The organism is Microbacterium wangchenii, assembly GCF_004564355.1.
In the GTDB taxonomy this organism is placed as follows: domain Bacteria; phylum Actinomycetota; class Actinomycetes; order Actinomycetales; family Microbacteriaceae; genus Microbacterium; species Microbacterium wangchenii.
In genome coordinates this window covers 2,384,374-2,407,094 of the sequence record NZ_CP038266.1, presented here as the reverse complement: position 1 = coordinate 2,407,094, position 22,721 = coordinate 2,384,374, and the positions used below count along the sequence as shown (strand labels likewise).

Here is a 22,721-nt window from a genome sequence, read left to right as displayed (position 1 = left end):
CCGGGCGCACCCCGACTTTCAAGGATTCCTTCATGGCGCATGCCCTCCGTTCCGATCTGCGCAACGTCGCGATCGTCGCTCACGTCGACCACGGCAAGACGACGCTCGTTGACGCCATGCTGCGCCAGACGGGCTCCTTCGGCTCGCACGAGCACATGGAGGAGCGCGCCATGGACTCCAACGACCTGGAGCGTGAGAAGGGCATCACGATCCTCGCCAAGAACACGGCGATCACCTACAACGGCGCCCACACCGACGTCCCGGTGACCATCAACGTCATCGACACCCCCGGCCACGCCGACTTCGGCGGCGAGGTCGAGCGCGGCCTGTCGATGGTCGACGGCGTCGTGCTGCTGGTGGATGCGTCGGAGGGGCCGCTGCCCCAGACGCGGTTCGTGCTGCGCAAGGCCCTCGAGGCGAAGCTGCCCGTCATCCTCCTGGTGAACAAGACCGACCGCCCGGACGCCCGCATCGCGGAGGTGGAGGCCGAGAGCCACGACCTCCTGCTGGGTCTGGCCTCCGACCTCTCCGACGACGTCCCCGACCTCGACGTGGACGCGCTGCTGGACGTGCCGGTCGTGTACGCCTCCGGGCGTGCCGGCGCCGCATCCCGCAACCGGCCCGACAACGGCTCGCTGCCCGACAACGACGACCTCGAGCCGCTGTTCGAGGCGATCCTCGAGCACGTGCCGGCCCCGTCGTACGACGACGAGGCGCCGCTGCAGGCGTGGGTCACGAACCTCGACTCCAGCCCGTTCCTCGGGCGCCTGGCGCTGCTGCGCGTGTTCAACGGCACGCTGAAGAAGGGCCAGACGGTCGCCTGGGTGCGCGCCGACGGCACCACCAGCAACGCCCGCATCACGGAGCTGCTCAAGACCCGTGCGCTCGAGCGGTACCCGGCCGAGAGCGCCGGGCCCGGTGACATCGTCGCGATCGCCGGGTTCCCCGACATCACGATCGGCGAGACGATCGCCGACCCCGAGGACGTGCGTCCGCTGCCGCAGATCCACGTCGACGAGCCGGCCATCTCCATGACGATCGGCACCAACACCTCGCCGCTGGCCGGCAAGGTCAAGGGGCACAAGCTCACCGCGCGCCTCGTGAAGGACCGCCTCGACCGTGAGCTGATCGGCAACGTCTCCCTCAAGGTCGTCGACATCGGCCGGCCGGATGCGTGGGAGGTGCAGGGCCGCGGCGAGCTGGCGCTGGCCATCCTCGTCGAGAACATGCGCCGCGAAGGCTTCGAGCTCACCGTCGGCAAGCCGCAGGTGGTCACCAAGAAGATCGACGGCAAGACGTACGAGCCGTTCGAGCACCTCACCGTCGATGCTCCCGAGGAGTACCTCGGTGCGATCACGCAGCTGCTGGCCAGCCGCAAGGGTCGCATGGAGTCCATGACCAACCACGGCACCGGCTGGGTGCGGATGGAGTTCGTGGTGCCCTCGCGCGGACTCATCGGCTTCCGCACCGAGTTCCTCACCACCACTCGCGGCACCGGCATCGCCAACGCGATCTCTCACGGCTACGAGCCCTGGGCCGGCCAGATCGTGACGCGCCAGAACGGCTCCATCGTGGCCGACCGCTCCGGCGTGGTCACCCCGTTCGCGATCATCGCCCTGCAGGAGCGCATGTCGTTCTTCGTGCAGCCGACCGAAGAGGTCTACGAGGGCATGGTCATCGGTGAGAACTCGCGCAACGACGACATGGACGTGAACATCACCAAGGAGAAGAAGCTGACGAACATGCGTCAGTCCACCTCCGACACGTTCGAGTCGATGACCCCGCCGCGTCAGCTGTCGCTCGAGGAGAGCCTGGAGTTCGCCCGCGAGGACGAGTGCGTGGAGGTCACCCCGGAGAAGGTCCGCATCCGCAAGGTCGTGCTGGATGCGACCGAGCGCGGCCGTGCCACGGCGCGGCTCAAGCGCCAGGATGCCAACGTCTGATCCCGCACGTGCGGCGAGGCCGAGAGCGGAGCGGCGGCGGACGGTGCGCCGACGTCGCCGGTCCTCGGTAGGCTCCCACGAGTGAGTGCAGCGCCCGAACCCGCCGACGAACAGCGCAGGGCGACGCGGCAGGGCCTCGCGGTGGCGCTGGCCACGAGCGCGTACGGAGTGTCCTTCGGCGCCCTGGCCGTCGCATCCGGCCTGGACGTGTGGCAGACGTGCGTCCTGAGCGCGCTGATGTTCACGGGCGGATCGCAATTCGCCTTCGTCGGCGTCGTGGGCGCGGGGGGAGTGGCCGCCGCGCCCGCGGCCATCGCCTCCTCGGCGCTCCTCGGGGTGCGCAACGCCGCTTACGCCATGCGCATGTCGCCGGTGATCGGACCGGGCTTCTGGCGCCGCGCGGGCGCCGCCCAGTTCACGATCGACGAGTCCACCGCGGTGTCGCTGGCGCAGACCGACCCTCGCGCACGCACGCGGGGTTTCTGGGTCACCGGCATCGGCATCTACATCGGCTGGAACATCTCCACGCTCCTTGGGGCGCTGCTGGGCGACGTGCTCGGCGACCCGCGCCAGTACGGGCTGGATGCGGCGGCAGCCGCGGCGTTCCTCGCGCTGCTGTGGCCGCGGCTGCGCGGACGGCAGGCGCTGGCGGTGGGGGCGGCGGCCGCCGTTCTCGCCGCGGTCCTCACCCCGGGCCTCATGCCGGGTCTGCCCGTCATCGTCGCGGCAGCGGTGGCGGTGGTGGTCGGCTGGTTCAACTGGCTGGGGCGATCCGAGCGTCCGGCGCCCGAGCCGCCGGACGTGCCCGAGCGAGAGGGGCTCCCGTGACCCTGTGGAACGCCGTCCTCCTGGCCTCCGTGATCTGTGTCGCGCTGAAGGCGGTCGGATACCTCCTGCCCGCCCGCTGGGTGGAGGCGCCGCGCCCCGCCCGCATCGCCGACCTGCTCACCGTGGCGCTGCTCGCGGCGCTCGTGGCGGTGCAGACCCTCGGAGCCGGTCAGGCCGTCGTCGTGGATGCGCGCATCCCGGCGGTGCTCGTGGCCGGCGGCCTGCTCGCGGTGCGCGCGCCGTTCCTGGTCGTCGTCGTGGCCGCCGCCGTCACGGCGGCGCTGCTGCGGCTGTGGGGATGGGCGGCATGATCGCGGCGCCTAGACTGTCGCGGTGACCTCCCCGGCGTTCCCCGTGCTGGCAGCACGCGTCCTGACCTGGACCCTGTCGCTGGTCATCGGCGCCGTGTACGGCACCGCGGCGACCGTCGCGCACGCCTACACCGTCGCCGGCCTGCCGCTGGGACTCGTGCTGGCGATCGTGGGCACGGGCGCGCTGCTGGTCGCCTTCCGCACCTTGACGGGGGATCGGTGGACCGCGCTGGCCGGGGGCCTGGGCGTCGTGGCGGCCACCCTGCTGTTCAGCAACGTCGGACCCGGCGGATCGGCGATCGTGGCCCCCGCGTCCCCGGCGACGGAGTGGATCCCGCTCACGTGGACGCTTGCGGTGCCGGTCCTGGTCGCGATCGTGGTCGCCTGGCCCGACCTCTCGCACCTCCGCGCCTCGGGGCCGCCGGCCCCCGCGAGCCCACGTAGACTGGATGCGTGACGTATGTGATCGCCCTCCCGTGCGTGGATGTCAAAGACCGTGCGTGCATCGACGAGTGCCCCGTGGATTGCATCTACGAGGGCGAACGCTCGCTCTACATCCACCCGGACGAATGCGTCGACTGCGGTGCGTGCGAGCCGGTCTGCCCCGTCGAGGCGATCTACTACGAGGACGATCTCCCCGAGGAGTGGTCGGACTACTACAAGGCGAACGTGGAGTTCTTCGACGACATCGGCTCGCCCGGCGGTGCGGCGAAGGTGGGGGTCATCCACAAGGATCACCCCGTCATCTCGGCGCTGCCGCCGCAGGGCGAGTGAGCCCCCGCTGATGGGGGTCGCCGAACTGGCGGACTACCCGTGGGACGCCGTCGCCCCGTACGCCGAGAAGGCGCGTCGCCACCCCGGCGGCATCGTGGATCTGTCGATCGGCTCGCCCGTCGACCCCACTCCCGACGTCGTCGCGGCCGCGCTGGCCCGCGCCACCGACGCCCACTCCTACCCGCTCACCTCGGGCACCGCTGCCCTGCGTGACGCGATCGCTGCATGGTACGAGCGCCGCAGGGCGGTGCCCGCCCTCACGGCGGCGCACGTCATCCCCACCGTGGGGTCGAAAGAGCTCGTGGCCCTGCTGCCCCTGCTGCTGGATCTCGGCCCGGGGGATGTCGTCGTGCACCCGCGCGCCGCCTATCCGACGTACGACGTCGGGGCCCGCGTGGTGGGAGCCGCCCCCGTCGCCGCCGACGACCCGGACGAGTGGCCGGCGGCCACGCGGCTGGTGTGGCTCAACTCGCCGGGCAACCCCGACGGCCGCGTGCTGGACGTCCCCGCCCTCCGCCGTGCCGCAGACGCGGCGCGGGAGCGCGGGATCGTGCTGGCCTCGGACGAGTGCTACGCCGAACTGGGCTGGGAGGGGCCGTGGCAGGATCAGCCCGTCCCGAGCGTCCTGGACCCGCGCGTGACCGGTGGAGATCTCACCGGGCTGCTGTCGGTCTATTCGCTGAGCAAGCAGTCGAACCTCGCCGGGTACCGCGCCGCGTTCGTCGCGGGAGATCCGGCCCTCGTCGACCGGCTGCTGACCGCGCGGCGCCACCTCGGGCTCATGCCGCCGGCGCCCGTGCAAGCCGCCATGACGGCCGCTCTCTCCGACGACCGGCACGTGCAGGAGCAGAAAGAGCGGTACCGGGCGCGGCGGATGCTGCTCAAGCCCGCTCTCGAGGACGCGGGCTTCCGCATCGATGCGAGCGAGGGCGGCCTCTACCTGTGGGCCACCGAGGGCCGCGACGCGTGGGTGAGCATGGACGGCCTGGCGGAACTGGGGATCCTCGCCGGACCGGGGCACTTCTACGGTCCGCACTTCCCGCAGCACGTCCGGATCTCGCTCACGGCGTCGGACGAGCGCGTCGCTGCCGCCGCCGAGCGCCTCCGCGGACGGTAGGCGTTGGCGACCCGAGCCATCAGGACGGCCGTTCCTTTGGCCGTGTCCGCAGTACCCGCGCGGGCACATTAGGCTGTACGAGCACGGGGATGAGGTGACCTTCCGCGTCGTCCGTGCCGACCCGGCGAGCACCGACCCGCCTCCGGGGCGACCTGATGGGCGCGACCAGAAATCGCAAGGAGGCGCAGTGAGCGACGCGGGAAACCAGGATCAGAAGGCCACCTTCACGGTGGGTGATCGGACGGCTGAATTCCCGGTGCTGAACGGCACCGACGGCACGCCGAGTGTCGACATCTCGACCTTCATGCGGCAGACCGGCCACACGACGCTGGACTACGGCTTCGTCAACACCGCGGCCACGAAGTCGGCGATCACCTTCATCGACGGCGACCAGGGGATCCTCCGCTACCGCGGCTATCCGATCGAGCAGCTGGCCAAGAACAGCACGTACCTCGAGGTGGCGTGGCTGCTGATCTACGGCGAGCTGCCCACCGCCGACGAACTGTCCGCCTTCGACGAGCGCATCCGCCGTCACACGCTGCTGCACGAAGACCTCAAGCGCTTCTTCTCCGCCCTCCCGCACACCGCGCACCCGATGTCGGTGCTCTCGGCGGCCACGGCGGCCCTCTCGACGTACTACGAGAACGAGTCCGACCCCCACAACCCCGAGCACGTCGAGCTGAACACCGTGCGGATGCTGGCCAAGCTCCCGGTGATCGCCGCCTACGCGCACAAGAAGAGCGTCGGGCAGGCTTTCCTGTACCCCGACAACTCCCTCGGCTTCGTGGACAACTTCCTCAAGCTCAACTTCGGAGTGCTCAGCGAGGACTACGACGTCAACGCGGTGATGTCGCGCGCCCTGGAGCGGCTGCTCATCCTGCACGAAGACCACGAGCAGAACGCGTCCACCTCCACGGTGCGGCTGGTCGGGTCGACGGGGGCCAACCAGTTCTCCTCCATCTCGGCCGGCATCAACGCGCTCTACGGGCCGCTGCACGGCGGCGCGAACGAGGCCGTGCTCGACATGCTCGGACGCATCCGCGATTCCGGCGAGAGTGTCGAGCGGTTCGTGGAGCGGGTGAAGAACAAGGAGGACGGGGTCAAGCTCATGGGCTTCGGCCACCGGGTCTACAAGAACTACGACCCCCGCGCCAAGCTCGTCAAGGAGTCGGCCGACGAGGTGCTCGAAGCCCTCGGCGTGAGCGACCCGCTGCTGGACCTGGCGAAGGAGCTCGAGGAGATCGCCCTCAGCGACGACTACTTCAAGGAACGTCGCCTCTACCCGAACGTGGACTTCTACACGGGCGTCATCTACAAGGCGATGGGCTTCCCGACCCGCATGTTCACGGTGCTCTTCGCCATCGGCCGTCTTCCGGGCTGGCTCGCGCACTGGCGCGAGATGCAGGGCGACGCGCAGACGAAGATCGGGCGCCCGCAGCAGCTGTACACCGGGGCCACCGAGCGCCAGTACCCCGGGGTCTGATCCGGGTCGTTCGTCCCGCCGGCACCGCCAGGGGGTGACCCCGGCCGCCGCCCCGGGTACTTTGTGGACCGCGGGACGAATCCGCACGAGCGGAGGCGGCGATGTGGGAGCAGACGACCGACCCTCTCGGGAGTTTGTGGCTGTCGGCGCTCGTGGCGGCGATCCCGATCCTGCTGTTCCTGTTCTGCCTCGTGGTGCTCAAGCTCAAGGGCATCATCGCCGCGGTCATCGCGCTGGTCGCTGAGATCGTCGTCGCCCTCTGGGCGTTCGGGATGCCGGGATCGGCCGTGGCCGGTGCGGGTCTGATCGGTGTGCTCACGGCGATCTGGCCGATCGCCTACATCATCGTCATGGCGGTGTGGCTGTACCGTCTCGCCGTCGCCAGTGGCAGGTTCGATGTCATCCGCTCGTCGATCGGCGGGATATCGCCCGACCAGCGCATCCAGGTGCTCCTCATCAGCTTCGCCTTCGGGGCCTTCCTCGAAGGCGCCGCCGGGTTCGGCGTGCCCATCGCCATCTGCGCCGCCCTGCTCGTGCAGCTGGGTTTCCGCCCGGTCAAGGCGGCCATGATCTGCCTCGTCGCCAACGCCGCAGCCGGCGCGTACGGCGCCATCGGCATCCCGGTGATCGTGGCGTCGCAGGTCACCGGCATCGACCTCACGATCCTGTCGCGGTCGATGGTCGTGATCCTCCAGCCGTTGACGATCCTGATCCCGTTCCTGCTCGTGATGATCCTGGACGGATGGCGAGGCCTGAAGGAGACGCTGCCGGCGACCCTCACCGTGACGATCGTCTTCAACGGCATCCAGGGCGGCGTGCTGTGGTTCCTCGGCCCGGAGCTGGCCGACATCGGCGCGGGTCTGGGGGCGATGGTGGCCCTGTTCGCGCTCGGACGGGTGTGGCAGCCCCGCAGCCACTTCCGCGAGGACGGCGGCGCGGCGCCCGTGATCGAGCGGCACGGCGTCCGGGCGATCGCGGTCGCGTGGAGCCCCTTCTACATCCTCACCGCGTTCGTCCTCATCTGGAGCCTCCCGGCGTTCAAGGGTCTGTTCTCGGCCGGCGGCCCGCTCGCCGGTGCCGTCTTCCCCTTCGCGATCCCCGGGCTCACCGGGGAGATCGCCAACGCCGCGGGCGATCCGGTGACCGCCACGTGGGACTTCACGCCGCTGAACGCCACCGGCACGGCGATCCTCCTGGCGGTGATCGTGTCGGCGCTGACGACACCGAACATCGACGCGAAGGTGCTGTTCCGCGAGCTCGGGGGGACGCTGCGCACCCTGTGGCAGGCGCTCGTGCTGATCGCGCTCATCCTGGCGCTCGCGAACATCGCGAACTACTCCGGCGGGTCGAGCTCCATGGGGTCGGCGCTGGCCGCACTCGGCCCCGTCGTACCACTGCTGGCACCCATCATCGGCTGGATCGGGGTGTTCCTCACCGGCTCCGTCGTCAACAACAACACACTCTTCGCGCCGCTGCAGGTGGTCACCGCGGAGGGGATCGGCGCCGATCCGGCGCTCACCGTCGCCGGGAACACGGCGGGTGGCAACACCGGCAAGGTGATCTCGCCCCAGTCCATCGCGATCGCCGCCGGGGCGGTGGGGCTGTCGGGGAGGGAGAGCGAGATCCTGCGCGCGTCGATCCTCTACAGCCTGGGGATGCTCGCCGTCATCTGCCTCTGGAGCTTCACCCTCTACCTGGTGTTCTGACGCTCAGGCGTGCAGTGCGTCGTTGAGCACCACGCCGACGCCCTCGCGCCGGACCGCCTCGACCGCGCCGGTGAGGGAGTTGCGGCGGAAGAGCAGGCCCGGCCGGCCGGAGAGCTCCGCGCCCTTCACGACGGGGTGCGTCCCGTCGGGCCGGGGGGCCTCACCCGCGAGGCGGATCTTGGTCCCGGCGGTCACGTACAGCCCGGCCTCCACGACGCAGTCGTCGCCGAGCGAGATGCCGATGCCCGCGTTCGCGCCGAGGAGCGTCCGCGCACCGATCGACACGCGGTGCGTCCCGCCGCCGGAGAGGGTTCCCATGACCGAGGCGCCGCCCCCGATGTCGCTGCCGTCCCCGACGACGACGCCCTGCGAGATGCGCCCCTCGACCATCGAGGCGCCCAGGGTCCCGGCGTTGAAGTTGACGAAGCCCTCGTGCATGACGGTCGTGCCCGGGGAGAGGTAGGCGCCCAGCCGCACGCGCGACGCATCCGCGATGCGGACGCCCGGCGGCGTGACGTAGTCCAGCAGGCGCGGGAACTTGTCCAGGCCCTGCACCTGCACGCCCTCGCGCAGGAGGATCGGGCGCAGCCGCGTCGCGTCGTCGGGATGCATCGGGCCCGCAGTCGTCCACGCCACGTTCGGGAGATGCGCGAAGATGCCGTCGAGGTTCACCTCGTTGGGGCGCACCAGACGGTGCGACAGCGCGTGCAGCCGGAGGTATGCGTCCGAAGTCGAGGTGGGCGGCGCATCCAGGTCGATCTCCCGCGTCACGACCTCGACCGACACCGCGCGGCGCGCGTCGTCAACGGCGAACTGCTCCAGCCCGGCGGGCGGCATGGCCGGGTTGAACCCCATCGGCAGGCGGCCCAGGGCCGGCTCCGGATACCACGTGTCCAGCACCGTGCCGTCGCCGGACACCGTGGCGAGCCCGACACCCCACATCCACCGCTCATCGCTCATCCCTCCACGGTACCGCCCGCCCTCGGCCGCGCCGATCCGCCTCGGTAGGATCGGGGAGTGCCCGACCTCGACCTCACCGCATCCTCCGTCGACCTGACCCGCGTGATCTGCGACATCCCCAGCGTGTCGGGGGAGGAGACCCCGCTCGCCGACGCCATCGAGGCCGCCGTCCGCGCCCTGCCGCACCTGGAGGTGCTGCGCGAGGGTGACACGATCATCGCGCGCACGGATCTCGGCCGCGCCCAGCGGGTGGTCATCGCCGGCCACATCGACACGGTGCCGATTCACGACAACCTGCCCACGCGCGACATCGACGTCGACGGTGAGGCGTACCTGTGGGGGCGTGGCACGGTCGACATGAAGGCGGGCGTCGCGGTGCAGCTGCGCTTGGCCGCCGAACTCGTCGCTCCCCGGGTCGACATCACCTGGATGTGGTACGACCACGAGGAGGTCGACGCGGACCTGAACGGCCTCACCCGCCTCTCGCGGACGCGACCGGAGCTGTTCGCCGGCGACTTCGCGATCCTGGGGGAGCCCTCCAACGGCGAGGTCGAAGGCGGATGCAACGGCAATCTGCGCGCCCTCGTGCGCACGACCGGCGTCCGAGCGCACAGTGCCCGCGCGTGGGTCGGGGAGAACGCCATCCATCGCGCCGCTCCGATCCTCGCGCGCCTCGCGGAGTACCGCCCCCGCGATGTCGAGGTGGAGGGCCTGGTGTACCGCGAAGGGCTCAACGCCGTGCGGATCTCCGGCGGCGTCGCGGGCAACGTCATCCCCGACGCGTGCGAGGTGGAGGTGAACTACCGCTTCGCCCCCAGCCGCACCGCCGAGGAGGCCACGCAGCACGTGCACGATGTGTTCGCCGGCTTCGAGGTCGAGGTGGTCGACCTCGCCCCCGGTGCCCGCCCCGGCCTGGACGCGCCGCTCGCGCAGGAATTCGTCGCGGCCGTCGGCGCCGAGCCCAGGCCCAAGTACGGGTGGACGGATGTCGCGCGCTTCTCGGCGATGGGCGTGCCCGCGGTGAACTACGGACCGGGCGACCCGCACCTGGCCCACCACGACGAGGAGCGCGTGCCGCTGGCGCAGATCGTGTCGGTCGAACGCGGTCTGCGGGCGTGGCTGAGCGCCCCCTGACGCGGGGGCGCCGGCTGCCGGACGCGGCGGTCGTCGCCGTCGTCTACCTCGCCGCGCGAGTGGTCACGACGGCGTTCTTCGTCCTCGCCGCCGCGCTGTCGGGCCCGGGGTCGCGGTTCGGTCCTGATGCCACGATCGCCGATCTGGCTCTCGGCTGGGACGGGCAGTGGTACTGGTTCGCCGCCGTCAACGGGTACCCCGCCGACCTGCCGCTGACGGAATCCGGCGCCGTGGCCGAGAACGCGTGGGCGTTCATGCCCCTGTACGCCTACCTCGCGGCGGGCCTGGGCGCACTGCTCGGCTCCTGGGGTGCGGGGGCCGTGGTCATCTCGCTGCTCGCCGGCTACGGCGCCTGCTGGGCGCTGCACCGGCTCCTGCACCCGCGACTGGGGCCGGCCGCATCCATCTGGGCCGTCGCGTTCTTCGCGGCGGGGCCGCTGGGCGCGCTCTTCCAGATCGCGTACGCCGAGGCGCTGTTCGTGTTCCTCCTGCTGCTGGCCCTCACGTGCGTCGTCCGGCGACGCTACGGGTGGCTGTACGCGCTCGTGCCGGTGATGGGCTTCACACGTCCCGGCATCCTCGCCTTCGCGCTGTTCCTCGGACTGTTCGGCATCTGGCGCTGGATCCGCCGCCGTGCAGAGCCGCTGCCGGTGTCGGAGATCGTCCACATCGTCGCCCTCGGGGCCCTCGCCACCGGGGTGGGGTTCGCGTGGCAGGGGGTCGCGGCGATCATCACCGGCGACCCCGGCGCCTACCTCGCGACCGAGCTGGCGTGGCGGCGCAACTGGATCCCCGATGCATCCGGGGTCTTCGTGCCGTTCGAAGGATTCCCCGCCGCCGCCGCATTCTGGTTCCAGGCGTGGGGGCTCGACGCGATCGCCGGGTACATCGCGCTCGGCGTGCTGGTGGCCGCGGTCGCCGCCGCCCTGCTGTTCGAGCCGCACGTGCGGCGACTCGGGGTGGAGGTGCGGCTATGGTCGGCCGCCTACCTCGTGTACCTGGTGGCGGTGTTCTTCCCGCAGTCGAGCATCTTCCGCCTCCTGTTCCCCCTCGCCCCTCTGGTGGGCGCCCTCGCCGCTCCCCGCTCCCCGGCGTGGCGGATCGGCGTCCTGGTGGCGGGCCTGGTGGGCCAGTGGTGGTGGATCTACAACATGTACGCCCTCGGCAACACGTACTGGCAGATCCCCTGAGGTCGCCGCGCCCGGGGACAACGTGCCACCACAGACGGCTAGCACGATAAACTAGGAGCGACCTATGACGAAAGGGAGCCCGCAATGGCAGCCATGAAGCCGAGAACCGGTGACGGACCGATGGAGGCTGTGAAGGAGGGGCGCCTCATCATCGTCCGTGTCCCGCTCGAGGGCGGGGGCCGTCTCGTCGTTTCGGTCAACGACGCCGAAGCCAAAGAACTCTACGACGTGCTGGGCGGTGTCGTCGGCGCGTGACGCCCGGCGCCTCCACGGCAGCAGAACGGTCGGTCCCTTCGGGGGCCGGCCGTTCTCGCGTCAGCGGCCCTCGGTGATCGAGGTGAGCTGCAGCAGGCCCTCGGCCGAGGTGGACAGCGCACCGATGACGGCCGGGGAGGACTGGGTCTCCTGGATGAGGGACCGATAGGCCGTCGTGACGGGGTCGCGGCGCACGGGGTCGGCCACGGCGCCACCGGCCAGGACACGCGGCACCAGCACCGTCCCGCCCGCACGGATGAGGCGCAGCCCGTGCTCGACGTACTCGATGACGCCCTCCGGCTCGGCGTCGACGAAGACGATGTCGTAGGACGCCTCGTTCATCCGGGGGAGGACGTCGGAGGCGCGCCCGGTGATGAAGCGCGCCCGCGCGGCCGGGATGCGTGCCTCGGCGAACGCCGCGCGCGCGGCGCCGAGGTGCTCGGGCTCGCTGTCGATGGTCGTGAGGGTCGCGCGCGGCGAACCGTGCAGCAGCCACAGGCCCGAGACACCGCCACCGGTGCCGATCTCCACGATGTTCAGGGCGCGGGAGGCTGCGGCCAGGACCGCGATCTGCGCGCCGATGGGCGGGCTGATCGGGTCGGCGCCCAGTTCCAGAGCGTGCGCGCGCGCCCGCGCGATGTGCTCGGGCTCCACCGTCGCCTCGAGAACGAACCGCTGATTCGCCTCTGTTCCGCTCATGCCGACCTCCTCGGACAGACTACGCGGCGACGTCCCGCCGATCGCCGAGGCGCGGCGGGTAACCTGAAGACATGTTCTTCGGGCTCACGATCGAGAAGCTGCTGCTGATCGGCCTGATCGCAGCGATGCTCATCGGGCCGGAGCGTCTGCCCCGGTATGCCGAGAACCTCGCCCGCTTGGCCGTGCGTGCCCGTGACATGGCCCAGGGCGCCCGTTCCCGCATGCGGGAGGAGATGGGCCCGGAGTTCGACGAGGTCGACTGGCGCAAGCTCGACCCCCGCCAGTACGACCCGCGGCGCATCATCCGCGAGGCGCTGCTGGAGGACGCGCCGGTGGCCACGGTGCGCACCGCCGCCGTCGCCGGGGTCGCCGCATCCGCCGCCGCGCCGCCGCCCTCGCCCCCGGCGTTCCGCGCCGGCGAAGCGCCGCCGTTCGACTCCGAAGCCACCTGACCCGGAGCCGCCTGACCCGCGTCGCCCTCGCCCGCGTGCGACGTCAACACGCGCCTCAGGTGGGCGTCCCGCCCGAACTCCTCAAGTTCGGCGGCCGCAACCGGTTCCGCCCGCTGTTCGGCCGGTATCCGGCGTGTTCTTGCGGAGTTTGGGCATCCGCCGGCGCCGCCCCTGTTCGCAGCGCGCCCGCGATCGCGACGATGCGGCCTGCCCGCCCGCCCCCGCCCGCGCGGCAGCCCGGCACAACAGCGGCGCGGGGGAGCGTGAGCCCGACCCCGCCCGCGCGGCAGCCCGGCACAACAGCGGCGCGGGGGAGCGTGAGCCCGACCCGAACTCCTCAAGTTTGGCGGCCGCAACCGGTTCCACCCGCTGTTCGGCCGGTATCCGGCGTGTTCTTGCGGAGTTCGGGCGCGCGACGACCGCCGGGCCGGCGCGGGCCGCTCGCCGGCGCCGCACGCCCGCGACGGTCAGCGCGGCGTGAAGGGGAGGGAGCGACCCGCGAGCCCGCGACCGCCGGTGGCGACCGAGGCGGCCAGCGCGTCGATGGCCTGGGCAGCCGGATCGGCCGGATGCGCGATGACGACCGGAACACCGACGTCCCCGCCCGTGCGCAGGGCCGGGCTCAGCGGGACGGAGGCCAGGAGCGGCACATCGCCGCCGGAGTCGTCCGAGAGCGCGCGGGCGACCTGCTCGCCGCCGCCGGCGCCGAAGAGGTCGAGCGTCGAGCCGTCGGGGAGGGTCATGGCGGCCATGTTCTCCACGACACCGATGAGGCGCTGGCCGGTCTGGCGGGCGACCAGACCGCTGCGCACGGCGACATCGGATGCCGCGGCCTGGGGAGTCGTGACCACGAGGACATCGGCGTGCGGGAGCAGCTGGCCGACCGAGATCGCAACGTCACCGGTGCCCGGTGGCATGTCCAGCAGCAGGATGTCGAGGTCACCGAAGTACACCTCGGTGAGGAACTGTTGGACGGTTCGGTGCAGCATCGGTCCCCGCCACGCCACCGCCCCGGCCGCCGAATCGCCCGGGCGCCGCAGGAACATGCCGATCGAGATGACCTTCACGTCGTACGCGACAGGGGGGAGCATCAGGTCGTCCAGCCGCGTGGGTGCCGGCGGCAGTCCGTCGGCGTCGACGAGACCGAGCAGGCCCGGGATGGAGAAGCCGTGCACATCGGCGTCGACGAGCCCCACCCGAAGCCCACGGCCAGCGAGGGCGACGGCGAGGTTCGCCGTCACGGTGGATTTCCCCACGCCGCCCTTGCCGCTGGTGACCGCGATCACACGCGTGAGCGAATCTGGTCCGAACGGCATCGTGCGCGCGGGCCGCCCGCCACGCAGCCGCTCGGTCAGGGCGCGGCGCTGCTCGGGCGTCATGACGCCGATCGTGAGGTCGACCGCGGCGATCCCCGGCACCATCGCCGCCGCGGCGCGCACGTCGCGCTCGATGCGGTCGGCGGCGGGGCACCCCACGATCGTGAGGGCGATCTCCACGTGGGCGACGTCGCCCTCCACCGCGACGGCGCGCACCATGTCGAGCTCGCCGAGGGGACGGCGCAGTTCGGGATCGCCCACGGCGGACACCGCCGAACGCACCGCGTCGGTCTGCGCGGCGTCGGTCACTGCGCGGTCGCCTCGCGCTCGGGGTGATCGAGCTCCTTCAGCAGCGAGCGCAGCTCGGCGCGCAGCGTGTCCTTGGTGAGGGTGTCCTGCGTCATGTCGTGCACCGCCATCCGCAGCGCCACGATCTCGCGTGCGAGGTACTCCGTGTCGGCGAGGTTGCGCTCGGCGCGCTGCCGGTCCTGCTCGATCTGCACGCGGTCGCGGTCATCCTGCCGGTTCTGGGCGAGGAGGATCAGCGGGGCGGCGTAGGAGGCCTGCAGCGAGAGGATCAGGGTGAGCAGGGTGAAGTTCATCGACGACGGGTCGAACTGCCACTCGCGCGGGGCGGTGGTGTTCCACACCAGCCACACCACGACGAACGCGGTCATGCCGAGGAGGAACGCGGACGTGCCCATCGCCCGCGCGAACGACTCGGAGAACCGGCCGAAGCGATCGCGGGAGGGGCGCGGGGTGCGCGGCGGCAGCACGCCACCGCGGCCGAGGGGCGCGTCGAGGGCGGCGGATTGCCGTGGGGAGCGGGCCATCAGCGCCTCCTCGGGGTGGTCGTGGGGATGCCCGCGTTCGCGGGCTGGGGACGGGTGGCGGTCCGGGTTCTCGGATCATCGCCGTCGTGCGAGCGCCAGTCCTCCGGCAGGAGGTAGTCGAGCATGTCGTCGACGCTGACGGCGCCGACCAGCCGGTGCGCCGGATCCACCACCGGGAGCGAGACGAGGTCGTAGCTGGCCAGCAGGCGTGCCACCTCGGCGGCCGACGCGGACGCCGGCACCGGTTCCAGCGTGTCGTCGATGATCGCCCCCAGCCGCTCGTGCGGCGGGTAGCGCAGCATCCGCTGGAAGTGGACGGTCCCCAGCAGCCGCCCCGTGGGGGTCTCGTACGGCGGCAGCGTGACGAAAACGGATGCGGCGAGGGCGGGGTGCAGCTCGTGCCGGCGGATGAGGGCCAGTGCCTCGGCGACGGTGGAGTCGGCGGAGAGCACGATGGGTTCGGGCGTCATGAGACCGCCCGCGGTGTCGGGGCCGTACTTCAGCAGCGCACGGACGTCGTCGGCCTCTTCGGGCTCCATGAGCTCCAGCAGCTGCTGCAGGCGCTTCTCCGGGAGCTGGCCGAGGAGGTCTGCGGCGTCGTCGGGCTCCATGGCGTCGAGGATGTCGGCGGCCCGCTCGTCGCCCAGGCGCTCGAGGATGCGCACCTGCTCGTCTTCGGGCATCTCCTCCAGTGCGTCGGCGAGCCGCTCGTCGGGGAGCTCCTCGGCGACGTCGAGGAGACGCTCCTCCGGTAGGTCCAGCAGGGTGTTGGCGAGGTCGGCGGGCTTGAGGTCGGCGTAGGTGGCCACCAGCTGCTCGGCCGACTGGGCCTGCCCTGCCGTCTGCTGCTCGCGCACTTCGCTCCACGTCGCGAACGTCGTCGGGCCCTTGGCGAAGGGGGAGGCGCTGGTCTTGGGGCGGCGCAGGAACAGCTGGCCGACGTCCCAGTCGCCCAGTCGGCTGCGTTCGATCGCGACGTCTTCGATGACGGCGGTGCCCGAGCCGTCGTTGAGGTACACGCGCCGGCCGACCAGCTCGGCGAGGACGCGCACCTCGCCGCCGCGCTGCTGGAACCGGCGCACATTGATCAGGCCGGTCGTGATGACCTGACCGCTGGCGATGGAGGTGACCCGGCCGATGGAGAGGAACACATGGCGCCGGCCGGGGATCTCCACGACCAGACCCACCACGCGAGGCGGATCGGCGGCGCGATAGATGACCACGACATCGCGCACCTTGCCCAGCCGGTCACCGGCCGGGTCGAAGACCGCGCAGCCGGCCAGCCGTGCGACGAAAACCCTCTGCGTGCTCACGCTAACAGCGTAGCCCCGGGGCGTCCTGCGACAGGGGGTGCCCGGATGCGCGCGTGACAAGATAGAGCGATGAGCATGCTCGGTGGACGCGTTCCGGCCGGCCGCGAGGCGGTCGGAGAGACGCTGGCGTCCTACCCCACGTACGAGGCCGCCCAGAAGGCCGTGTCGACTCTCATCGCCGCGGAGATCCCGGCACGCGACATCGCGATCGTCGGTCAGGGGCTGCGCTCGATCGAGCGGGTCACCGGCCGGCTCGGCTACGCCACGGCAGCCCGCTCCGGTGCGCTCAACGGCCTGCTGCTGGGCCTGCTGTTCTCGTTCATCTTCGTCCTGGGCACGCCCACCGTGCAGATCTCCGTCTTCCTCGGAGTGCTGCTGGTCGGTGTGGCGATCGGGATGCTGTTCAGCCTGGTGACGTACTCGATCGTGCGTCGCCGCCGCGACTTCGCCTCGGTCATGCAGGTGACCGCCGACCGGTATGAGGTGTGCATCGTGCCGGCGAGCCTGGCCAAGGCGCGCCAGACCCTCGGTGCGGCAGCGACCGTAGCCGCGCCCCCGCCGCCCCCGCCCGCCGCCGGTGGCGAGCCGCCGCGCTACGGCGAGCGCCTGCCGGATCCGGTGGGTCCGCCCGTGGCGGGCCCGCCCGCCGCACCGCCTTCCGATGCCGCGCCGGGCGCCCAGGAGCCGGGGCGGACCCCGCCGGAGCCGCCGCGGTACGGCGAGCGCACCGAGGGGTGACCGCCGCGGCGGGGGCTGCCCGCATCCCCGTCGAGCTTCCGGCGGGGACCGTCACCATCTCCGCCGACTCCGTCCGCCCGCCCTCGGCGTGGGCGACGATCGCCATCGCCCACGGTGCCGGCGCCGGCCGCACGCATCCCTTCCTCACCGGATTCGCCGACGGGATGCAGCGGGCCGGGGTCGCGACGCTCCTGTTCGACTTCCCGTACCGCGAGGCGGGGCGGCGGATGCCGGGACCGGCCGCGCACGCCGTCGCGACGTGGCACGCCGTGCTGGCCTGGCTCGCCGAGCGCGCAGCGCCGGGCCCGGTCTGGGCCGCGGGGAAGTCGTACGGCGGGCGCATGGCGTCGATGGCGGCCGCCGAGGGCGTCATCGACCCCGCCGGCCTCGTCTACCTCGGCTATCCGCTGCATCCGCCCGGCGATCCGGCCAAGGCCCGCGTCGCGCACCTGCCCGACGTGCCGCAGCCGCAGCTGTTCGTCTCGGGGACACGCGACCCCTTCGTCGACCCGCACGAGCAGCTCGAGCAGGCGGTGGCCACGTGCCAGGATGCGCGGCTGGTGTGGATCGACGGCGCGGCGCACTCCTTCGAGGGAGCAGGACGCCCGCGCGACCCCGCGCGCCTGGGCGCGGACCTCGCGCCGCTGGTCGCCGGCTTCCTCCGCGAGCGCGCCTGACGGACGCAGGCCGCAGGTCAGCGGGCGCGTGCGACCCAGGCCTCGACCTCGTCCGCGGTGCGCGGAAGGGCCGCGGAGAGGTTCACCGCACCGTCGGCGGTCATCAGGACGTCGTCCTCGATCCGCACGCCGATGCCGCGGTACTCCTCGGGAACGGTCAGGTCGTCGGCCTGGAAGTACAGCCCCGGCTCGATGGTGAACACCATGCCGGGTTCGAGGATCCCGTCGTAGTACATCTCCCGCCGCGCCTGGGCGCAGTCGTGCACGTCGAGGCCGAGGTGATGGCTCGTGCCGTGCACCATGTAGCGGCGGTGCTGACCGCCGGCATCGGCATCCAGCGCCTCCTCGGCGGTCACGGGGAGCAGTCCCCATTCGGCCACGCGCTGCGCGATCACGGTCATGGCCGCCTCGTGCACGCTGCGGAACTTCACGCCGGGGCGCGCCGCGGCGAAGGCGGCGTCGGCGGCCTCGCGCACGGTCTCGTAGATCTTGCGCTGGATGGGGGAGAACCGGCCGTTCACCGGGATCGTGCGGGTGATGTCGGCGGTGTAGAGGGTGTCGATCTCCACGCCGGCGTCCACCAGGATGAGGTCGCCGGGGTGCACGGGGCCGTCGTTGCGGGTCCAGTGCAGGTAGCACGCGTGCGGGCCCGAGGCGGCGATCGTGTCGTAGCCCTCGGTGTTGCCGTCGGCGCGGGCGCGCGTGTGGAACACACCCTCCACGAGCCGCTCGCCGCGCGGGTGCGCGATGATGCGGGGGAGGTCGGCGACGATGTCGTCGAAGCCGCGCGCCGTGACCTCGACGGCGTGACGCATCTGCGCGATCTCGAACTCGTCCTTGATCAGGCGCAGTTCCGACACGAACCGCGTGAGGTCGGCGTCCTCGTCGACGACGAGGTCCCCGTCCTGCCGGTCGAGGCTGTCGATGTGGGCGGTGGCGAGGCCGAGTTCGGCGGCCACGCCCGCCAGAGCGGGACGGGGCCCGATCCAGAATTCGCCGATGGAGGCGTCGCTGTAGAACTCCGCCGAGGTGCGGTCGGCCCGCTCGCGGAAGTACAGCGTGGCCTCGTGACCGGCCCGGCCCGTCGGATCGAGCACCAGCACGGAGTCGGGCTCGGCGTCCGACCCCCACCCGGTCAGGTGCGCGAAGGCGGAGTGGGCGCGGAAGGGGTAATCGGTGTCGTTGCTGCGCTGCTTGAGGCTCCCGGCGGGCACGACGACGCGTCGTCCCGGGAAGGCGCGCGACACCGCGTCGCGGCGAGCGACGGCCCACGTGGCGGCCTCCCGTCGGGGCGGGATGATCTCGGGGCGGTCGGCCCAGCCGGTGGAGATGGTGTCGAGGAAGCCGCGGGGGAAAGGCTGACGGCGGTTCGTCGTGGTCGATTCCGTCGCATCCGCCGGAGTCATCGTGTCGCTCTCGCCTGTCGTGTCCATGACTCCCAGTCTCTCACCGACGTCGCCGGATTCAGTTCCCGGATGGCTCCAACTGCACGACCAGCGGCCGGTGGTCGCCGCCCTGCCCGTCCAGCGAGGTCAGCACGGCGGAGCCGGTGGCGGTCCAGTCCGGGGTGGCGAGGATGTGGTCGATGGGCGCGCCGAGCAGGGCCGGCATCGCGGTCGGCCATGTGCCCACCGCCCCGTTGCCGGTCTCCACGGTGGTCGCTCCGCACCGCCCCAGCACGCCGCCGTCCACGCCCATCCCCTGCATGTGATCCAGGGTGGCGTTGAAGTCGCCGGCGAGGATCACGTTGCCGCTCGCGCACTGATCGGCCAGCCACTGCAGGTCATCGCGCCACGCCTGCATGTACTCCCCGCGGGGGGCGACCGCGTGCGCGGCCACGACGGTGGGCCCCTGACCGTCCACGGGCATGGCCACGGCGCTGGGCACCGTGGAGGTGTTGCTCGTCCCATCCTGCGAGGAGGCGATGACGGAGTAGTCGCCCAGCTCGGGGGAGATGAGCATGGTCGTGGACGTGGCATCCCACCCGTCCACACCGTATTCACCGTACGCGGCGTGATGGGCCCACATCGGCGCCCCGAGCTCGCGCATCGTCACCGCGACCTGCTCGCCGGTCTGGATGGTCGTCTCCGGCAGCGTCACGATGTCGGCGCGCATCGCGACGGCGATCTGGGCGATCGTGTCTGCGGTGGTCGCCGACCCTGCGGTGTTCCAGGTGAGGACCCGGATGCTGGTCTCCGTCTTCTCCGGCATTGCGTCGTTGCCGAGCCCGCGCCCGGCCAGGATGCCTCCGTTGACGACGGCGGCGGCGCCGAGGACGAGGGCGAGGGTCAGCGCGAACACGCGCATCGGGCGGGCGAGGGCCAGCAGCAGGAAGACGAGGGCGAGGGCGCCGAAGACGACCGCGATGGGCCCGCGGAACGCGATCACCTGGGCGACGGGGAGCATGCGCTCCAGGTGGAAGAACTGCGGCCACGTGAGCACGGCGGCACCCACGATGCACACCGCAGCTCCGAGGAGACCCAGGATGCGACGCACGTCGGGAACTCTATGGCAGCAGTCTGGGAGGTGGGCGGATGCGACACCCCGTCGGGCGATACTCCCGCGCTACGCTCGAAGCGTGGAGCACGCGCGCAGGTTCGAAGGCCCGACCGACCTCCACCTTCACTCCATCCACTCCGACGGCACCGAGCCGCCCGCTCTCGTGGTGGCCGCCGCCCACCGGCACGGCTTGCGCACCGCGGCCCTGACCGACCACGACACGACCTCCGGATGGGCGGAGGCCGCGGACGCAGCGACCTCCCTCGGGATGACCTTCGTGCCGGGGATGGAGCTGTCGGCCCGGCATCAGTGGCGCAGCGTCCATCTGCTGGCCTATCTCATCGATCCCGACGACCCCGGCCTGCGTGCGATGACCGATCGCATCCGCTCCTCCCGCCTCGAGCGCGCCCAGGTGATGGCCGACCGCATCTCGCGCGACTACGACCTCGGCTGGGACGACATCCTGGCCCAGACGACCGACGGCGCCACGGTGGGACGGCCGCACATCGCCGACGCGCTGATCGCGCGGGGTGTCGTGCGAGACCGGGCGGAGGCGTTCCGGGGCATCCTCAGCCCGGGCGGGGAGTACTACGTCGCACTGTACGCGCCCGACCCGGTGACCGCCGTGCGACTGATCGCCGACGCCGGCGGCGTGCCCATCATGGCCCACCCCGCCGCGCGAGCGGGTCTCCTGCCCTCAGGGCTGCTGGACGAGATGCTCTCGGCGGGACTGGCCGGATTCGAGCTCGGTCACAGGGAGAACCTCCCTGCCCCCACGCGCACCCTGCGCCGGATCGCGGAAGAGCGCGACCTGATCGTCACGGGCTCCAGCGACTACCACGGGCTGGGAAAGCCCAACGAGCCGGGCGAGAACACGACCTCCGACGACATGGTGGAGCGCATCCTCGCCGCCGGCTCGGGGAGTGCTCCGGTCTTCCCGTAGCAGTCCCCGACGGCGGAGTGGGTCAGGCCGCGGGAGCGCCGTCGGCGCGTGAGCCGCCCCGGCGCCGACGACGCCGGCGAGGCGCCGAGTTGCCGTCGTGGTGCTCCTTGCCGCCGCCGTCGTGCGTGCCGCCGCCTCCGGGCGAACGGTCGGCGGAGGACTCGGCGGGCGCGCCTTCCTCCCCGGCGGTCCGGCGCCGCCGACGCCGACGCGGCGCGTCCGAGGAGCCCTCGGCGGGCTTGTCGGCGGGGCGGCGTTCGGTCGTCTTCTTCTCCGCCGACGCCTTGGGCGCGGTGACGAGGCGACCCTTGGTGCCCTCGGGGATGCCGAGGGCCGCGTAGAGGTGGGGGCTGGACGAGTACGTCTCCACCGGGTCGGGCTGGCCGAACTCGAGCGCGCGGTTGATGAGAGCCCACTTATGCAGGTCGTCCCAGTCGACGAAGGTCACCGCGATGCCGGTCTTGCCGGCACGGCCGGTGCGCCCCACGCGGTGCAGGTACGCCTTCTCGTCGTCGGGGATGGTGTGGTTGATGACGTGGGTGACGTCGTCGACGTCGATGCCGCGGGCGGCGACATCGGTGGCGATGAGCACATCGCGCTTGCCGGCCTTGAAGGCGGCCATGGAGCGCTCGCGCGACTCCTGGCTCATGTCGCCGTGCACGGCGGCGGCGTTGAAGCCGCGGTCGCCCAGCTCGTCGACGAGCTTCTGCGCGGCGCGCTTGGTGCGCGTGAAGATGACGGTCTTGCCGCGACCCTCGGCCTGCAGGATGCGGGCGATGATCTCGTCCTTGTCGAGCGAGTGCGCGCGGTAGACGAGGTGCTCGATGTTGGCCTGCGTCAGGCCCTCGTCGGGGTCGTTGGCGCGGATGTGGATGGGGTTGGACATGAACCGCCGCGCCAGCGCGACGATCGGCCCGGGCATGGTCGCGGAGAACAGCTGCGTGTGCCGGACGGTGGGGAGCTTGGTGAAGATCTTCTCGATGTCGGGGAGGAACCCGAGATCGAGCATCTTGTCGGCCTCGTCCAGCACGACCTCGGTCGCGTGCGAGAGGTCGAGGAGCCGCTGGTTGGACAGGTCGATGAGGCGCCCGGGGGTGCCGACGACGATCTGGGCGCCGGCCTTGAGCTGCTCGATCTGGCCCTCGTACGCCTTGCCGCCGTAGATCGCCACGACGCTGGTCGAGCGGTTCTGGGTGAGCATGTCCATGTCTTCGTACACCTGCACCGCGAGCTCGCGCGTGGGCACCACGATGAGCGCCTTCACGCCGTGCTCGGGATCCAGGCCCAGACGCTGGACGACGGGGATGCCGAAGCCGAAGGTCTTGCCGGTTCCGGTCTTGGCCTGACCGATGATGTCCTGGCCGGGCAGGCCCAGCGGAATGGTCTGCTCCTGGATGGGGAAGGCATCGATGATGCCCTTCGACGCGAGTGCGTCGACGATGTCCTGGTCCACGCCGAGCTCGGCGAAAGTCGTCACGATAGATGCCTGTCCGGCGGACGAGTGCCGCCTTGTGTCGAGGGGTCCACGCCCTTCCTCAGCCACAGGCGCG

23 protein-coding genes are annotated in these 22,721 nt (G+C 71.6%); 15 read left to right on the top strand and 8 right to left on the bottom strand.

What is annotated here, in order from left to right; genetic code table 11:
• Nucleotides 1-32: 32 nt before the first annotated feature.
• The 8 genes from typA to E4K62_RS11545 all read left to right on the top strand — a co-directional run bounded on the left by typA (nucleotide 33) and on the right by E4K62_RS11545 (nucleotide 8,162).
• The gene (gene typA, locus E4K62_RS11580; protein WP_135067580.1) at nucleotides 33-1,943 is read left to right on the top strand and encodes a translational GTPase TypA; all 1,911 of its coding nucleotides are present in this window, start codon (nucleotides 33-35) and stop codon (nucleotides 1,941-1,943) included.
• An 81-nt stretch (nucleotides 1,944-2,024) separates the two neighbouring features.
• Nucleotides 2,025-2,771 (top strand): AzlC family ABC transporter permease, encoded by a 747-nt coding sequence (locus E4K62_RS11575; RefSeq protein ID WP_135067578.1) that lies wholly within the window; start codon nucleotides 2,025-2,027, stop codon nucleotides 2,769-2,771.
• Nucleotides 2,768-3,082: an AzlD domain-containing protein gene (locus tag E4K62_RS11570; protein WP_135067576.1), complete on the top strand. Its 315-nt coding sequence runs from the start codon at nucleotides 2,768-2,770 to the stop codon at nucleotides 3,080-3,082. The genes E4K62_RS11575 and E4K62_RS11570 overlap by 4 nt, the downstream gene beginning before the upstream one ends.
• Nucleotides 3,083-3,104: 22 nt before the next feature.
• A complete protein-coding gene (locus E4K62_RS11565; RefSeq protein ID WP_240742674.1) occupies nucleotides 3,105-3,539 on the top strand; it encodes a histidinol dehydrogenase in 435 nt (144 codons plus the stop codon).
• Complete coding sequence (fdxA, locus tag E4K62_RS11560; RefSeq protein WP_135067574.1) at nucleotides 3,536-3,856, top strand: ferredoxin; 321 nt, start codon at nucleotides 3,536-3,538, stop codon at nucleotides 3,854-3,856. The genes E4K62_RS11565 and fdxA overlap by 4 nt, the downstream gene beginning before the upstream one ends.
• A gap of 10 nt (nucleotides 3,857-3,866) precedes the next feature.
• Nucleotides 3,867-4,973: a succinyldiaminopimelate transaminase gene (gene dapC, locus E4K62_RS11555; protein ID WP_135067572.1), complete on the top strand. Its 1,107-nt coding sequence runs from the start codon at nucleotides 3,867-3,869 to the stop codon at nucleotides 4,971-4,973.
• Between the two features lie 187 nt (nucleotides 4,974-5,160).
• The gene (locus E4K62_RS11550) at nucleotides 5,161-6,456 is read left to right on the top strand and encodes a citrate synthase (protein ID WP_135067570.1); all 1,296 of its coding nucleotides are present in this window, start codon (nucleotides 5,161-5,163) and stop codon (nucleotides 6,454-6,456) included.
• A 101-nt stretch (nucleotides 6,457-6,557) separates the two neighbouring features.
• Complete coding sequence (locus tag E4K62_RS11545; RefSeq protein WP_135067568.1) at nucleotides 6,558-8,162, top strand: L-lactate permease; 1,605 nt, start codon at nucleotides 6,558-6,560, stop codon at nucleotides 8,160-8,162.
• A 3-nt stretch (nucleotides 8,163-8,165) separates the two neighbouring features.
• Here the strand turns inward: E4K62_RS11545 and dapD are convergent, their stop codons facing one another.
• Entirely contained in the window at nucleotides 8,166-9,122 is a 957-nt protein-coding gene (dapD, locus tag E4K62_RS11540) for a 2,3,4,5-tetrahydropyridine-2,6-dicarboxylate N-succinyltransferase (RefSeq protein WP_135067566.1), read from the bottom strand.
• Between the two features lie 57 nt (nucleotides 9,123-9,179).
• Here dapD and dapE point away from each other — a divergent pair, with 57 nt between their 5' ends.
• The 3 genes from dapE (at nucleotide 9,180) to E4K62_RS11525 (ending at nucleotide 11,701) form a co-directional block, all read left to right on the top strand.
• Complete coding sequence (dapE, locus tag E4K62_RS11535) at nucleotides 9,180-10,256, top strand: succinyl-diaminopimelate desuccinylase (protein ID WP_135067564.1); 1,077 nt, start codon at nucleotides 9,180-9,182, stop codon at nucleotides 10,254-10,256.
• Nucleotides 10,238-11,446: a hypothetical protein gene (locus E4K62_RS11530; protein WP_135067561.1), complete on the top strand. Its 1,209-nt coding sequence runs from the start codon at nucleotides 10,238-10,240 to the stop codon at nucleotides 11,444-11,446. The genes dapE and E4K62_RS11530 overlap by 19 nt, the downstream gene beginning before the upstream one ends.
• Nucleotides 11,447-11,530: 84 nt before the next feature.
• On the top strand, nucleotides 11,531-11,701 hold the full coding sequence (locus tag E4K62_RS11525) for a DUF3117 domain-containing protein (RefSeq protein ID WP_135067559.1): 171 nt from the start codon (nucleotides 11,531-11,533) through the stop codon (nucleotides 11,699-11,701).
• Between the two features lie 60 nt (nucleotides 11,702-11,761).
• Here E4K62_RS11525 and E4K62_RS11520 read toward each other — a convergent pair whose 3' ends face one another.
• The gene (locus E4K62_RS11520) at nucleotides 11,762-12,400 is read right to left on the bottom strand and encodes an O-methyltransferase (protein ID WP_135067558.1); all 639 of its coding nucleotides are present in this window, start codon (nucleotides 12,398-12,400) and stop codon (nucleotides 11,762-11,764) included.
• Between the two features lie 71 nt (nucleotides 12,401-12,471).
• Between E4K62_RS11520 and E4K62_RS11515 the strand changes: the two genes are divergently transcribed.
• Complete coding sequence (locus tag E4K62_RS11515; RefSeq protein WP_135067557.1) at nucleotides 12,472-12,852, top strand: twin-arginine translocase TatA/TatE family subunit; 381 nt, start codon at nucleotides 12,472-12,474, stop codon at nucleotides 12,850-12,852.
• A 467-nt stretch (nucleotides 12,853-13,319) separates the two neighbouring features.
• Here E4K62_RS11515 and E4K62_RS11510 read toward each other — a convergent pair whose 3' ends face one another.
• From E4K62_RS11510 to E4K62_RS11500, 3 genes are read right to left on the bottom strand one after another with little or no spacing between them, the layout of a single operon-like run.
• Entirely contained in the window at nucleotides 13,320-14,477 is a 1,158-nt protein-coding gene (locus tag E4K62_RS11510) for an Mrp/NBP35 family ATP-binding protein (protein WP_135067556.1), read from the bottom strand.
• Nucleotides 14,474-15,001, bottom strand: a complete 528-nt coding sequence (locus E4K62_RS11505) for a DUF1003 domain-containing protein (protein ID WP_135067555.1) — start codon at nucleotides 14,999-15,001, stop codon at nucleotides 14,474-14,476. Before E4K62_RS11505 ends, E4K62_RS11510 begins: the two co-directional genes overlap by 4 nt.
• Nucleotides 15,001-16,314 carry a magnesium transporter MgtE N-terminal domain-containing protein gene (locus E4K62_RS11500; RefSeq protein ID WP_135067554.1) on the bottom strand — a complete coding sequence of 438 codons (1,314 nt, stop codon included), beginning with the start codon at nucleotides 16,312-16,314 and terminating at the stop codon, nucleotides 15,001-15,003. Before E4K62_RS11500 ends, E4K62_RS11505 begins: the two co-directional genes overlap by 1 nt.
• A gap of 69 nt (nucleotides 16,315-16,383) precedes the next feature.
• Here E4K62_RS11500 and E4K62_RS11495 point away from each other — a divergent pair, with 69 nt between their 5' ends.
• Nucleotides 16,384-17,052, top strand: coding sequence for a YflT domain-containing protein (locus E4K62_RS11495; protein ID WP_187270454.1), 669 nt, complete (start codon nucleotides 16,384-16,386; stop codon nucleotides 17,050-17,052).
• Nucleotides 17,049-17,729: an alpha/beta hydrolase family protein gene (locus tag E4K62_RS11490; protein WP_187270453.1), complete on the top strand. Its 681-nt coding sequence runs from the start codon at nucleotides 17,049-17,051 to the stop codon at nucleotides 17,727-17,729. Before E4K62_RS11495 ends, E4K62_RS11490 begins: the two co-directional genes overlap by 4 nt.
• Before the next feature lie 17 nt (nucleotides 17,730-17,746).
• Here the strand turns inward: E4K62_RS11490 and E4K62_RS11485 are convergent, their stop codons facing one another.
• Nucleotides 17,747-19,162 carry an aminopeptidase P family protein gene (locus E4K62_RS11485; RefSeq protein ID WP_135067553.1) on the bottom strand — a complete coding sequence of 472 codons (1,416 nt, stop codon included), beginning with the start codon at nucleotides 19,160-19,162 and terminating at the stop codon, nucleotides 17,747-17,749.
• Nucleotides 19,163-19,193: 31 nt separating this feature from the next.
• Nucleotides 19,194-20,225, bottom strand: coding sequence for an endonuclease/exonuclease/phosphatase family protein (locus E4K62_RS11480; protein ID WP_187270452.1), 1,032 nt, complete (start codon nucleotides 20,223-20,225; stop codon nucleotides 19,194-19,196).
• 82 nt (nucleotides 20,226-20,307) lie between these two features.
• Between E4K62_RS11480 and E4K62_RS11475 the strand changes: the two genes are divergently transcribed.
• Entirely contained in the window at nucleotides 20,308-21,171 is an 864-nt protein-coding gene (locus tag E4K62_RS11475; protein ID WP_135067552.1) for a PHP domain-containing protein, read from the top strand.
• Between the two features lie 22 nt (nucleotides 21,172-21,193).
• On the opposite strand, the gene E4K62_RS11470 is transcribed toward E4K62_RS11475, so the two are convergent.
• The gene (locus tag E4K62_RS11470; RefSeq protein WP_135067549.1) at nucleotides 21,194-22,648 is read right to left on the bottom strand and encodes a DEAD/DEAH box helicase; all 1,455 of its coding nucleotides are present in this window, start codon (nucleotides 22,646-22,648) and stop codon (nucleotides 21,194-21,196) included.
• Nucleotides 22,649-22,721: the final 73 nt, after the last annotated feature.

Coding starts and splice junctions, on each gene's coding strand:
- typA (WP_135067580.1), top strand. CDS start 33: ATGGCGCATGCCCTCCGTTCCGATCTGCGCAACGTCGCGATCGTCGCT.
- dapC (WP_135067572.1), top strand. CDS start 3,867: ATGGGGGTCGCCGAACTGGCGGACTACCCGTGGGACGCCGTCGCCCCG.
- E4K62_RS11545 (WP_135067568.1), top strand. CDS start 6,558: ATGTGGGAGCAGACGACCGACCCTCTCGGGAGTTTGTGGCTGTCGGCG.
- dapD (WP_135067566.1), bottom strand. CDS start 9,122: ATGAGCGATGAGCGGTGGATGTGGGGTGTCGGGCTCGCCACGGTGTCC.
- E4K62_RS11525 (WP_135067559.1), top strand. CDS start 11,531: ATGGCAGCCATGAAGCCGAGAACCGGTGACGGACCGATGGAGGCTGTG.
- E4K62_RS11520 (WP_135067558.1), bottom strand. CDS start 12,400: ATGAGCGGAACAGAGGCGAATCAGCGGTTCGTTCTCGAGGCGACGGTG.
- E4K62_RS11515 (WP_135067557.1), top strand. CDS start 12,472: ATGTTCTTCGGGCTCACGATCGAGAAGCTGCTGCTGATCGGCCTGATC.
- E4K62_RS11505 (WP_135067555.1), bottom strand. CDS start 15,001: ATGGCCCGCTCCCCACGGCAATCCGCCGCCCTCGACGCGCCCCTCGGC.
- E4K62_RS11495 (WP_187270454.1), top strand. CDS start 16,384: ATGAGCATGCTCGGTGGACGCGTTCCGGCCGGCCGCGAGGCGGTCGGA.
- E4K62_RS11485 (WP_135067553.1), bottom strand. CDS start 19,162: ATGGACACGACAGGCGAGAGCGACACGATGACTCCGGCGGATGCGACG.